Origin of the sequence: Selenomonas sp. oral taxon 137 str. F0430 (genome assembly GCF_000183625.1) — a bacterium.
In the GTDB taxonomy this organism is placed as follows: domain Bacteria; phylum Bacillota; class Negativicutes; order Selenomonadales; family Selenomonadaceae; genus Centipeda; species Centipeda artemidis.
Genome location: NZ_AENV01000006.1, coordinates 111,719 through 125,022, shown reverse-complemented (window position 1 = coordinate 125,022; position 13,304 = coordinate 111,719). Strand labels below are relative to the sequence as shown.

The 13,304-nt window shown below is 52.3% G+C and carries 10 protein-coding genes and 2 pseudogenes; 1 reads left to right on the top strand and 11 read right to left on the bottom strand.

The features are described 5' to 3' along the window. Positions 1-4: 4 nt before the first annotated feature. The 10 genes and pseudogenes from HMPREF9162_RS04380 to cobO form a co-directional block, all read right to left on the bottom strand. A complete protein-coding gene (locus HMPREF9162_RS04380) occupies positions 5-1,282 on the bottom strand; it encodes an amidohydrolase (RefSeq protein WP_009438389.1) in 1,278 nt (425 codons plus the stop codon). Between the two features lie 11 nt (positions 1,283-1,293). Then, entirely contained in the window at positions 1,294-2,535 is a 1,242-nt protein-coding gene (locus HMPREF9162_RS04375; protein ID WP_037350208.1) for an adenosylhomocysteinase, read from the bottom strand. A 23-nt stretch (positions 2,536-2,558) separates the two neighbouring features. Further along, positions 2,559-3,128 carry a cob(I)yrinic acid a,c-diamide adenosyltransferase gene (locus tag HMPREF9162_RS04370; RefSeq protein WP_009438517.1) on the bottom strand — a complete coding sequence of 190 codons (570 nt, stop codon included), beginning with the start codon at positions 3,126-3,128 and terminating at the stop codon, positions 2,559-2,561. After that, positions 3,125-5,139 (bottom strand): annotated as a pseudogene (locus tag HMPREF9162_RS04365) (polyribonucleotide nucleotidyltransferase). Before HMPREF9162_RS04365 ends, HMPREF9162_RS04370 begins: the two are co-directional and overlap by 4 nt. A 183-nt stretch (positions 5,140-5,322) precedes the next feature. Continuing rightward, a pseudogene (rpsO, locus tag HMPREF9162_RS04360) lies at positions 5,323-5,588 on the bottom strand (30S ribosomal protein S15). An 84-nt stretch (positions 5,589-5,672) separates the two neighbouring features. After that, complete coding sequence (gene ribF, locus HMPREF9162_RS04355; RefSeq protein WP_009348750.1) at positions 5,673-6,632, bottom strand: riboflavin biosynthesis protein RibF; 960 nt, start codon at positions 6,630-6,632, stop codon at positions 5,673-5,675. 41 nt (positions 6,633-6,673) lie between these two features. After that, positions 6,674-7,585, bottom strand: a complete 912-nt coding sequence (gene murB, locus HMPREF9162_RS04350) for a UDP-N-acetylmuramate dehydrogenase (RefSeq protein ID WP_009438451.1) — start codon at positions 7,583-7,585, stop codon at positions 6,674-6,676. 15 nt (positions 7,586-7,600) lie between these two features. Next, positions 7,601-8,089, bottom strand: coding sequence for a tRNA (cytidine(34)-2'-O)-methyltransferase (locus HMPREF9162_RS11880; RefSeq protein WP_009348748.1), 489 nt, complete (start codon positions 8,087-8,089; stop codon positions 7,601-7,603). A 113-nt stretch (positions 8,090-8,202) separates the two neighbouring features. Continuing rightward, positions 8,203-9,855 carry a dihydroxy-acid dehydratase gene (gene ilvD, locus HMPREF9162_RS04345; protein ID WP_009438417.1) on the bottom strand — a complete coding sequence of 551 codons (1,653 nt, stop codon included), beginning with the start codon at positions 9,853-9,855 and terminating at the stop codon, positions 8,203-8,205. 170 nt (positions 9,856-10,025) lie between these two features. Beyond that, positions 10,026-10,565, bottom strand: a complete 540-nt coding sequence (gene cobO, locus HMPREF9162_RS04340) for a cob(I)yrinic acid a,c-diamide adenosyltransferase (RefSeq protein ID WP_009438344.1) — start codon at positions 10,563-10,565, stop codon at positions 10,026-10,028. A 46-nt stretch (positions 10,566-10,611) separates the two neighbouring features. Here cobO and HMPREF9162_RS04335 point away from each other — a divergent pair, with 46 nt between their 5' ends. Beyond that, positions 10,612-12,234 (top strand): GDSL-type esterase/lipase family protein, encoded by a 1,623-nt coding sequence (locus tag HMPREF9162_RS04335; protein ID WP_009438561.1) that lies wholly within the window; start codon positions 10,612-10,614, stop codon positions 12,232-12,234. 26 nt (positions 12,235-12,260) lie between these two features. On the opposite strand, the gene queA is transcribed toward HMPREF9162_RS04335, so the two are convergent. Next, positions 12,261-13,301: a tRNA preQ1(34) S-adenosylmethionine ribosyltransferase-isomerase QueA gene (queA, locus tag HMPREF9162_RS04330; RefSeq protein ID WP_009438403.1), complete on the bottom strand. Its 1,041-nt coding sequence runs from the start codon at positions 13,299-13,301 to the stop codon at positions 12,261-12,263. Positions 13,302-13,304 lie beyond the last annotated feature (3 nt).

Below are 13,304 nucleotides of genomic sequence, written 5' to 3'. Positions count from 1 at the left end.
CGCACTATTTTGTCAAGCGATCCGCCGTGCGCTGTGCTTCGTATAAAATACGCTCTTCATCCAGTGTCTTGAGTTCTCTATTTTCCATGAGAATTTTTCCGTTTACGATCACCGTATCAACGGATGAGGATTTTCCGGAATAGGCAAGGAGTGAGACCGGATTGTAACACGGTGTCCACTCTGCACCGTGCATGGAAAAGAGGGCAATATCCGCCTTCTGCCCCGGCACTAGTTGTCCGACATCCTTTAACGAAAGTGCCTGCGCCCCGTATTCCGTTCCCATCTTGACCGCCGTGAGCGCAGGGACTGCAAGCGGATCGAGTGTATCCACTTTATGCAAAAGCGCCGATAACTGTACCTCGTCCAGCATATCCAAGTTGTTGTTGCTGGAAGCGCCGTCGGTTCCGAGAGCCACGCAGATCCCTTCTTTTAACATCCGAGGAACAGGCGCGATACCGCTGGCAAGCTTCATATTGCTGCCGGGATTATGGGCGATACGGATATTGTGTTTCTTGATGATAGAGAAATCCTCATCATCAAGATGCACGCAATGTGCGGCGATCGTCCCGTTTTCAAAGAGTCCCGTGGATTCCACATGTGCAAAGGGGCGTTTTCCATAGTCTTTGAGGCAGGACTCTACTTCCCCCACAGTCTCGGACATGTGTATGTGTATTTCGGCGCCGAGCTGCTGTGCGCGCTGTGCAATCTTTTTGAGATAGTCCGGCGGGCAGGTATATAGGGCATGTGGGCCAAACATCACGGTGATGCGCCCGTCCGCGGCTCCATGATAGGTCTCATAAAGCGCGGCGTTTTCCTCCAGCTTCTTATCCGCATCGGGCGCAACGCCAATCAGACCTCTCGCGAGAACGCCGCGCAGACCGGAAACCTCCGTCACCTCGGCGACACGATCCATATCGGGACCGTACATATCCGCAAACGCCGTCGTCCCGCTGCGAATCATCTCTACTGCGGCAAGCATAGCACCCCAATAAATATCGTCGGAATGCAGTTTTGCCTCGATTGGCCAAATCATTGTCTGAAGCCAGTCCATCAGCTTCATATCGTCCGCATAGCTGCGGAGGAGTGTCATTGAGGCGTGGGTATGCGCATTGACCAATCCCGGGATTGCAAAGTGCCGTGTCCCGTCGATTGTTTTGTCCGCATGAAAATCATGCGGCACGTCGCCCATCGAAAGAATACGGTCATCCGCAATCGCGATATTGAGCGTCGGCGTTGTCCCGTCCGGCAAAAGAGCAGCAACGTCTTTAATCAGTATATTCACGGGGCGCCCCCTTATGCCAATCCGAGATATTCTTTTTGTTCCGCGGTCAATGTGTCGATGGAGATACCAAGCGAATTGAGCTTGATATTGGCGATCTCGACATTGATCTCCTCGGGCATCAGATGAACGCCTTTTTTCATCTCTTTCCCATGGCGGAGAAGATGCAGCGCGGAGAAGAACTGCACGCCGAAGGAAAGATCCATGATCTCTGCCGGATGTCCGTCCCCCGCAGCGAGATTCACGAGGCGTCCCTCCGCCAGTAAGTAGAGACGTCGCCCGTCGGGCTGGACATATTCTTCGATATTGTCTCGTACTGTTTGATGGGATACGGATTCTGCGGCGAGCTCCGGTATATTGATTTCAACGTCGAAATGTCCGGAATTCGCCATCATTGCGCCGTCTTTCATCGCGGCAAAATGATGTTTGCGAAGAATATCTTTGTTTCCGGTCAGTGTCAGGAAAATATCGCCGACTTTCGCGGCTTCGTCCATCGGCATCACATAGAATCCGTCAAAAACGGCTTCGATTGCCTTGATCGGATCTACCTCCGTAATGATGACGTTAGCGCCGAGTCCGCGCGCACGCATTGCACCGCCCTTGCCGCACCAGCCGTAACCGGCGATAACGACGGTTTTTCCCGCGATGACAAGATTCGTCGTCCGCATAATGCCGTCCCAGGTGGACTGTCCGGTTCCGTAACGGTTGTCAAACAGGTATTTGCAGTATGCATCGTTTGCCGCAATCATAGGAAATTCGAGCTTGCCCTGCCGCTCGAGTGCATAGAGACGATGCACTCCGGTGGTTGTCTCCTCGGAACCGCCGATGAGCGTCGGCAGCAGCTCCCGACGAGTAGTATGAAGCATATCCACCAAGTCGCCGCCATCGTCAATGACAATGTCGGGCTTGATATCGAGCGCCTTATTGAGGAACACGGAATATTCCTCATCGGTGCATCCATGCCATGCAAATACGTGAACGCCTTCTTCGACGAGTGCGGCTGCAACATCATCCTGCGTCGATAGGGGGTTGCTGCCGGTCACGGCAACCTCCGCTCCTGCATGTTTGAATATCGTTGCCATATAAGCGGTTTTTGCCTCAAGATGAAGCGTAATTACCATCTTAATGCCTGTGAAGGGCTTTGAAACAGAATACTCCTTATCCGCAGCCGCCATCACCGGCATGAAGCGTTTCACCCAGTCGATCTTTGCGTGTCCGGACGGCGCTAGTTTAATATCGCGAATCATAGATTCCATCATGCGGTCTCCTTCTATTTCCTTTAATTCTCAATCCCTTTTCGTGCAGGGATTCCCCGCTCATAATAATGCCGCACTTCCTTCATCTCCGTGATGAGGTCGGCGCGATCCAGCAGCCACTGTGGGGCATTTCGCCCCGTACAGACGAGTTCGGTTTCAAGAGGAAGAATTTCCAAAAAATGCTCCATCTGCTCTTTTTGTAGTAGACCAAACGCCAGTGCGACATTGATCTCGTCTAGGATAACGAGTTGATACTCCCCAGTTGCGGCAGCATCTGCCGCACGGCGCAGGCCTTCCGAGAGCAGCGCGACATAATCCGCCGGCGGATGTCCTTTCGGAAAGATAACAACGCTGTCCCCAAATGCTTCTTTGGTTTTTTCATCCATCATGCCGTCTTCAGCGATAAAGAAAGGTTTTCCCGTCGTTTCAAGTGTCATATGAGGGAGCGTACGCAAAAGCCCCTGTTCGCTGTAAGCAAGGCTCTTCATAAACTGCATCAGATAGACCTTGTATCCTGCGCCGAGCGAGCGAATCGCCAAACCGATGGCGGCAGTCGTCTTTCCCTTCCCGTTTCCCGTATAGACCTGAATCATGAGAGCAGTACCTTATGGCTGACGTTGATGCGCCCCTTCTCGTCAATTTCAATGACCTTGACCTGCAGCTCGTCGCCGATATGCACAACGTTCTCCACGCTCTCTACGCGATGCTTTGCGAGCTGGGAGATGTGGCAAAGCCCCTCTTTCCCGGGGAGAAGTTCTACAAAAGCGCCGAACTTCAGGAAGCGTGTCACGCGGCCGGTATAAATCTCTCCGACCTCAACGTCGCGGACGATGTCCTCGATCATCTTGCGCGCACGATCCATCGCTTCGGTATTCGGAGAGGTGATAAAGATATTGCCGTCCTCATGAATATCGATATCCACGCCGGTCTCGTCGATGATTTTACGAACGACCTTGCCGCCGCTGCCAATGACGTCGCGAATCTTGTCCACATCAATGGTGATCGTCTCTACACGCGGCGCATACGGCGAGAGTTCTTCCGCAGGCTTATCAATGCATTCCAGCATCTTGTCAAGGATAAAAGCACGCCCCTCCTTCGCCTGTGCCAAAGCGGAGGCGAGAATATCCCTCGTGATGCCCGCGATCTTGATATCCATCTGAATCGCAGTGATTCCCTTTGCCGTTCCCGCAACCTTAAAGTCCATATCGCCGAGCGCGTCTTCCATTCCCTGTATATCCGTCAGAATGGAATAATCGTCACCGTCCCTGACAAGCCCCATGGCGACGCCGGAGACAGGACGCTTAATCGGAACGCCTGCGCACATCAGCGAGAGCGTACTGCCGCAGACGCTGCCCATCGAACTCGATCCGTTCGACTCCAAGATCTCCGAAACAAGACGTATCGTATAGGGGAAATCCTCAATGGATGGAATCATCGGGAACAGGGCGCGTTCAGCAAGCGCACCGTGTCCAATTTCACGGCGTCCCGGGCTGCGCATGGGACGTGCTTCACCGACGCTGTACCCCGGGAAATTATAATGATGCAGGTAGTGTTTCGTGGTCTCAGGTCCCAAACCGTCGATGATCTGCTCGTCGCCGATAGAGCCGAGCGTCGTTACCGTGAGTACCTGTGTCTGACCGCGTGTAAAAAGCCCGGAGCCGTGCGTCCGCGGCAAAATTCCGACCTCACAGCTCACAGGACGCACCTCGTTGAGCGCGCGCCCGTCCGGACGTATCTTTTCATGCGTAATCATATGGCGCACGATGCTCTTTTCAATCTTGTAGAGAATTTGCGAAATCTCTTTTGCCTGCTCCGGATATTCAACGATAAAGTGTTCCATCGTTTCGGACTTAATCGCCGCAATATCGGCATCTCGTCCGAGTTTATCCTCGTTGCGGGTGGCGGCGTCAAGACGCTCCTCCGCATAAACGCGGATCTTTTCCTCGAGCTCTTCGGAGACGGCGAAGATCGCCGGAATTTGTTTTTCCTTTCCGCAGGCGCTTTGTATATTTTTTTGAAATTCAACCAAACGGCGGATCTCGGCATGTCCGAATAGGATGGCGTCTAAGACGATCTCTTCGGACAGCTCATTTGCGCCCGCCTCGACCATCATGACCGCATCATAAGAACCGGCAACCGTGAGGTTCAGCTCCGAGACGGCGCGTTCCTCCTCCTTTGGATTGATCACGAACGCACCGTTAACATAGCCGACGCGCACACCCGCAATCGGTCCCATAAAAGGAATATCGGATACGGTCAGCGCGCAGGATGCGCCGAGCATTGCGGCGATCTCCGGCGGATTATCCTGATCGACAGAGAGCACCGTTGCGACAATTTGAACATCGTTTCGAAAACCTTCCGGGAACAGCGGACGAATGGGGCGATCAATCAATCGTGCGCAGAGTACCGCATCGTTGCTGGGACGACCTTCTCTCTTAATGAAGCCGCCGGGAATTTTGCCCGCCGCATACATTTTCTCCTCGTAGTCCACGGTCAAAGGGAAAAATCGACGCCCTCTCTTGGCGCACTCGATGCGGTCGCCGTGACAAGTACGACCGTATCGCCATAACGCACCAATGCGGCGCCGTTTGCCTGCTTTGCCATTTTTCCGTGCTCTACGATTATATTTCGTCCGCCCAGTTCAATTTCGAAACTCTGCATACATTTATCCTCCTAGGTCTCTCACATGCATTACATGACAAAAGCATTCGACAAAACATCTTAGAATCCTTTTCCCTATAGCAAAAAAGCGGGGAAATCCCCGCCCTTTCACCTCCGCATAAGCTGTTACTTACGCAGATTGAGCTTTGTTATGATAGCGCGATACCGCTCAATGTCCGTTTTGTAAAGATAGCCGAGCAGACGGCGGCGATGTCCGACCATCTTCAGAAGTCCGCGGCGCGAATGATGATCCTTTTTATGTTCTTTCAGATGTTCGGTGAGATACTGAATGCGCGCCGTCAATACGGCAATCTGCACCTCCGGCGATCCGGTATCACCCTCATGAATTGCATGTTCCTTAATGATTTCCTGTTTTTTTCCTGCGTAAGCATATAAAATCCTCCTCTAAAATATTGACCGATGACCAAGAAAACGTCGGATTAATCGTTATCCGAGTCACGGCTCTATGACGTCGTTCATATTACCATAGAAATATTTTCTTGTAAATGAAAAATTTCAGCTATCACGCTGATAGACGTTTTTTTGTCGCGCTCGATCTGTGCTTTCAGTTCCTCTGCTGAAGAGAATCGCCGCTCCTCTCGTATGCGCGCGTGAAACGATACAGTGAGCCGATCTCCGTACAGATCCTTCGAAATATCAAAGATATGAACCTCAAGGCGCCGCCTGCAGCCGCCGAAGGTCGGATTATTTCCGATGTTGGCAACGCCCGCATACTGCTCCGCTCCATGCGCAACGGTTACCGCATACACACCGTTTGGCAGACTCTCGTTCTCGTCCTGCAGTTCAATGTTCGCCGTTGGAAAGCCAAGCAGGCGTCCGCGCGCCTCACCGTGAACAACCGTTCCTATGATAGAAAACGGATACCCAAGATACTCGTTGACTTTAGCAATTTCTCCCTGTTGAATGAGCCCCCGAATACGTGTGCTGCTGATAGGCTCTCCGTCACGGATCACCGGATTGCAGACGAGTGCCCTGAATCCGTAACGCTTCGCCTCTTGACGCATGAGATCAGGTGTGCCGCGCCCAAATCTGCCAAATGTGTAATTTTCTCCGATCACAACGTATTGCGGTGCACAATATTGATGCAGCAGTGCAACAAAATCTGCGGCATCCGTTTTGGCGAAATTTGGCGTAAACGGGATCTCCACCAAGACATCAACACCGAGGCGCTCTAAAATCTTTCGCCGCAGAACATCACTGCCGATAAGGCGCGGACTTCTTTGCGGGTCTACCACGGCACGCGGGTGATTCAAGAAGGAAAAGACAAGCGCCGTTCCGCCGATCTCCCGTGCGCGGCGCACCGCCGTTTTGACGATGCGTTGATGCCCTAAGTGAATGCCGTCAAACATCCCCAGCGCCATAACGATGCGCGGATATAATGCGTGAAATTCTATGAGTTTTGTATAGCATTCCATTACAAAGAAACATACTCCTAATCATATACACAGTGATACTGTTACGGCTCCCCAATGATGCGCAGTTCGGGCACAAGGCGCACCGCGTGCCGCGCATAAACGCATTCCTGTACCACCGCAATCAGACGCTGCACATCATTTGCCGTCGCGCCCCCAATATTTACAATAAAGCCCGCATGTTTGCGTGATACCTGTGCACCACCGACCGTGAATCCCTTTAATCCCGCCTCGTCAATGAGCGTGCCGGCAAAGTATCCGGGGGGACGCTTGAACGTGCTTCCCGCGCTCGGGTATTCAAGCGGCTGCCTGCTCTTGCGCCGCCCGTTCAAATCGGTCATCTTCTCCAAAATATCGGCAGGATTCCCCGGCGTCAAATGCAGCCGCACTTCACAAATCGCTTCCTCGCGCTCGTGAAATATACTGTGGCGGTAATCAAAGTTCAACTCATGCGCTGCATAGGAACGTATTTCTCCTGCAGCGGAGACCGTTTTCACCTGCGTTACGATAGATTTCATCTCCCCGTCATAGGCGCCCGCATTCATAAAGATCGCGCCGCCGATGCTGCCGGGGATTCCGGCGGCGAACTCCATTCCGGTCAGACCCTGCCGCTGTGCAAAAGCGGCGGCATCTTTCAGCAACGCGCCTGCGCCCACAGTAATGTCTGAGCCGGATGCAACGATGCTGCTCATCGTATGATTGAACCGAACGACCAGTCCTCGAATCCCACCGTCACGCACCAATATATTAGAACCGTTTCCCATGAGTGTGATCAGCTCGCCATATGATTTTGCCGCTTGGATGATCTTCTGCACCTCGTCGATAGAAGCGGGATAAAACAACATATCGGCAGGTCCGCCGATGCAAAAGGTCGTATGGAATCGCATGGGTGCGTTCATGAAGAGCCGCGACGGATCAAATGTCTTATGACAGAAATCGATAAAATCCTTGTTCATCTCATTCTTCCCTTCTCATGGTTCCGCAGAAAATCCGATACCGACACATTGCAGCGCAGAAAAGTTATTTTGCCGCAGCGCTTCATAGGCAACAACGGCGACGGCATTGGATAAATTCAGAGAACGCGCTCCCGATGCCATAGGGATGCGGATTGTTCGGTCTCGATGGGCGGCGAGCAAATCATGCGGGAGCCCTGCGCTCTCTTTGCCGAACACCAAGAACGCATCCGGTGGATATGCAACGTCACAATGTGTCCGAGAAGCTTTGGTTGAACAAAAGTAAAACGTACGGTTTGGGTACATCTCCAAAACTTCGTCAAAGCGGTCGTGATAATGCACCGTCACCAAATGCCAATAATCCAACCCCGCACGTTTCAAATATTTATTGTCCGTTGAAAAGCCAAGCGGTCTGACAAGATGAAGCTCTATGCCCGTGCCGGCACATAGCCGCGCAATATTTCCGGTGTTCCCTGGGATCTCCGGCTCTACGAGAACAATATGCACCCGCCGTATCCCCCCTTACGATATAATCTTACAAAATGCACCGTTATTATATCGAATCAACGCAATAAAAACAACCCACAGGAGGCGTACCTCCCGTGAGTTGGAATTGATTCCTAGCTTAACACGGCGCCGGTATTTGCCGACGATGTGAGCTTTGCATAGCGTGCGAGATAGCCGGTCTTGATCTTCGCCTCCGGCTGTACCCAGCGTGCGCGCCGCGCTGTAAGCTCTTCGTCGCTGACCTCCAGCTCCAATTTGCGGTTTGGAATATCAATCGTGATCATATCCCCATCCTCGATGAGCGCGATGGGACCTCCCGCCATCGCCTCGGGAGAGATATGTCCGACGCAGGCGCCCTGACTTGCACCGCTGAATCGTCCGTCGGTGATCAGACCTACCTTGAGCCCCATACCGGTGATGACTGCCGTCGGATTCAGCATCTCCTGCATCCCCGGACCGCCTTTCGGACCTTCATAACGGATGACGACAACGTCCCCGTCGTGAATTTTCCCTGCCATGATGGCGTTGACGCCTTCTTCTTCCGAACTGAAGCACTTGGCCGTTCCGCGATAGGTGAGCATATCGTCGGCAACGGCGGACGCCTTCACAACGGCGCAGTCGGGCGCAAGATTCCCCCGCAGAATCGCGAGCCCACCTTGCGGGCGATAGGGATTATCCACACTGTGAATTACCGTCGGATCGAGAACTCTTGCGTGTTCGATTCGCTCGCCTATCGTTCCGGTGACCGTCAGCGCGTTGAGATGAATCAAATCTTTTTTCGCTAGCTCGTGCATAACGGCGGAGATGCCGCCCGCTTCATTAAGATCCTGCATGTGATGCGTTCCCGCGGGGCTGAGTTTCGTGATATAGGGCGTCCGTCTGCTGATTTCATCAAAGAGCGGCGGAGGCAGTTCGATGCCTACCTCGTGGGCGATCGCCGTCAGGTGCAGCACGGTGTTGGAAGAGCCGCCGATGCCCATATCCACCGTAATGGCATTCTCAAACGCTTCCTGCGTCATAATATCGCGCGGGCAGATTCCCTTGCGGACGAGGTCGAGGATGACAGCGCCCGCATGTTTTGCGAGGAGACGCCGCTCGCCCGTGTAGGGCGCAGGAATCGTGCCATTCCCGGGAAGTCCCATTCCGAGTACTTCCGTTAAGGAGTTCATCGTATTTGCAGTGAAGAGTCCGGAGCACGACCCGCAGCTTGGACACGCACTGTTTTCGATCTCCGTCATTTCGCTCTCGTCCATTTTTCCGGCGGCATACATGCCCGCCGCTTCAAATGCCTGACTGACGCTAATATCCCTGCCGCGATAGCGTCCCGCGAGCATGGGGCCGCCGCTGACCAGAATTGCCGGGATATTGAGCCGTGCCGCAGCCATGAGCATACCCGGCACGACCTTGTCACAGTTGGGGATGAGCACCAAGCCGTCAAAACCGGAAGCCATCGTCACAGCCTCTATGGAGTCCGCGATGAGTTCGCGGCTGGCAAGAGAATACTTCATGCCCGTATGCCCCATGGCAATGCCGTCGCAGACGCCGATGGAGGGAAACTCAATCGGCGTGCCGCCCGCAGCTGCCACGCCCAGCTTTACGGCTTCCGTAATCGTATTCAGATGAAAATGCCCCGGAATGATCTCATTAAATGAATTGCATACGCCGATGAGCGGCTTTCCAAGATCCTCGGCACCATACCCGTTTGCATGAAATAATGAGCGGTGCGCACAGCGTGTCGCCCCTTTTTTTACCACGTCGCTTCTCATATCATCTCTCCTAATTCTAAATAAAGTTTATGGTGATCAACAGTCATCATAAACGAAGTATAAACACATGACTGAGATTGTAGCGCATTATACTTTTTTTTTCAATAGCTAAAGTATCATAGAGAAATTTATGAATCGTGGCATAGTTGGTACACCTATGTTATAATGATCTAAAATTCTATGCCGCGCTGTGCCTTGATCCCCTTTTGATAGGGGTGCTTCACGAGATGCATTTCTGTGACAAGATCGGCGCGGTCAATCAGTTCTTCCGAGGCGTTTCTTCCCGTAAAGATGAGATGGGTCTGCTCCGGGCGTGCACTTAGAATTTGCTCCAATTCCTCTTGACGGATCAGACCGAACGAATAGGCATAGTTAAATTCGTCCAAGATGATCATGTCCCATGTGCCGCCCGATATTTCATGCAGCGCGCTTTGCAGGAGCTCTTCTGCGGCACGACGGTGTTCCTCCGCATCTTCATTTCCTTTGCGTGTGAATCCGAGACCGCCTTGACGGATTTCAATACGTCCGCCGGCATCGTTTAATGTTGCGATTGCCTTTAGTTCGCCATACGACCAGCTCCCCTTGATGAACTGCAGGATCAAGACACGCATCCCGTTTCCCCATGAGCGTATCGCCATGCCGAGCGCAGCCGTTGTTTTCCCCTTTCCTTCGCCTGTATGAACGATGACAAGTCCTCTTCGATTATCCATATGTATCACCTCATGATTGAATAAAAAATTGATATACGGTGGTTTTATGAAGCATTATATTTTTTTTACGGCAATTATTTTCCTCGTTTCCATGATGTGTATTTTCTTCATTGAAAAAAAAGATGTCCTAAGCCTCAAACAAATTGATATAGCGACAAGTATCCGTGAGGAGCATGGAGAAAGTATACTCACGTGGAAACGCATCCCCTACCCTTGCTATTATCGTGTGGACACCTACATCAAGATGACCGGAAAAATATCGAATGAAACAGTCTACCAGCGGGTCAAGTCAGAGTTCACAACAACGCCCTCTTATCATATCACTTCTGCACCGATTCCATTTTACTACCGTATTACCGCTTACGGAATGTTTGGCGCGGTGACCTCCCCGTCGACGCCAAAATCAAATCCATATTTCGAAGCCGTGTTCCCCATTCATATCAGCAAATACCCCGAATCGTCCCCCGCCAGTCTCATGCCGTTTCTCATATGGCACAGTATGGCAAACGCCGTCTTATACGAAGTCGAATTTCTTTCCGCCCCTCCCGAAAAAGAGGGCGGGATTGCATTATCCAAGACCAAGCACCTGAGCAGTACACAGGGCGTCTTCACGAACGGAATGCAGGCAGATCTGCGCAAGTTCCAGTCCTACGGGACAATCTATTGGCGCGTGCGCGCATTGGGGCTCAAACATGAGCCTATCGGCGAGTTTTCACCGGCGGAGCCGATTGTACTCAGCGGCGAAGAGGAACTTCCAAATCGCCCCATTCCAAATACATTTGATCAGGTGATGAACTTCCGGCAGCCGCTTTATCCCGTGTATCAGTGGATTCCGCTCAACGGCGTAACGCGTTACGAAGTAGAACTGCTCTCAACACGTCCTGTCAATGACCACGGCACCGAACCGGATCCAAGTCAAGTATGGTCGGCAGAGACCGTATCTGCCAATGCCGTCTATGACGAATATCCGCGCCCCTACGCCGGGATTTACTACTGGCGCGTACGCGGACTCGACGCACAGGGCAAGACGGTCGGTACATGGTCGGATATCGCATCTTTTACAGTGGAAGCACCGCACAATCATCGTCTGTACGCCGCCGCACTCGGGGACAGCATCACACACGGCGGTGGTGCAATCTCAAACTCTCCGGCACTCCTCGAATACAGCTATACCACCTACCTCCCGTTCGAGTGCTTGAATCTCGGGCGCAGCGGCGATACCGCGCATACAACCTTGGAACGCTTTGAGCAGGACGTACTGCCCACCCATCCGGAGAACCTGTTGATCCTCACGGGGTCAAATAGCCTGCGCGCGGATACGACAAGTGCGCAAGACATTATCCGGGATCTTGACGCCATACAAAGAAAGTGTATCGCCCATGATATTCGCCCCGTTTTCCTCACGCTGCTTCCGCTGAATCCTGAGCGCATTACGCTTTCATTCCAATCTGAAACGGATCCTCTGTGGCATTTGAAGCTCAATGCCGTCAACACATGGATTCGTGCACAGCGATACCATATTGATATGGAGCCGTTTTTCTATGATGCCTCAAACGGGATCCTGAGCCCCCTGCTCTCAACCGACGGCCTGCATCCGGATATTGACGGGAAGCGCATGATGGCGGAAGTGATTTTGCAGCATTTAGATGACCTGACACCGCAGGAATAGAATGGCAAAAGCAACATGATCCTAGATCACGTTGCTTTTTTTCTGCCTTGAATCAGCATCGCATCCCCAAAAGAAAAGAAACGATACCCCTCATCAACGGCTTGTTTATATGCATTTAATATAAACGAACGCCCGGCAAACGCGCTGATAAGCATGATCAGCGTAGATTTTGGCAGATGAAAGTTCGTTATGATTGCATCCACTACCTTAAACCGGTAACCCGGATAAATAAAAATATCCGTCCACCCGCTTGTCGGGCGAATTTCACCGGTCTCCCCCGCGGCTGATTCGAGCGTTCGAATGGACGTTGTCCCTACGGCAACGATACGACGACCTTCCGCTTTCGCCCGCCGGATGATCTGCGCCGTTTCTTCCGGAATGGCATAATACTCACGGTGCATCACATGATTTTCAATCGTCTGCTCCTGCACCGGGCGGAACGTCCCCAATCCGACATGAAGGGTAACAAAACCGAATATAACACCTTTTTCCTTGAGACGTACTAAAAGTTCTTCAGTGAAATGAAGCCCTGCCGTCGGCGCGGCTGCAGACCCGCGTTCCCGGCTGTATATGGTTTGATACCGATCCGCATCGGAAAGTTTTTTCCGGATGTACGGCGGGAGCGGCATCTCGCCCAATCGATCTAAAATCTCTTCAAATATTCCTTGATAAATGAATTTTACAATACGACCGCCAAAATCCGTATGCGATATGATCCCACAGGAAAGCTCTTCACCGAACCGGATACGATCTCCTATGCGCGCCTTTTTGCCGGGCTTTACCAAGGCCTCCCACCGGTCTCTGTCGATTTGCCGGAGTAAAAGAACTTCCACCTTTGCACCGGTTTTATCGCGTGCACCGATCAGCCGTGCCGGAATCACGCGCGTATCGTTAAATATCAGGACGTCCCCCGGCTGCAATAATACGTCCAGTTCATAAAAATGCCGATGTTCGATTGTCTGTTCCGCAGGATCGAGCACCATGAGGCGCGACGCATCCCGCGGTTCGAGCGGTGTTTGTGCAATACGCTTCTCGGGTAAATCATAGTCAAAATCAGAAATATCCATATG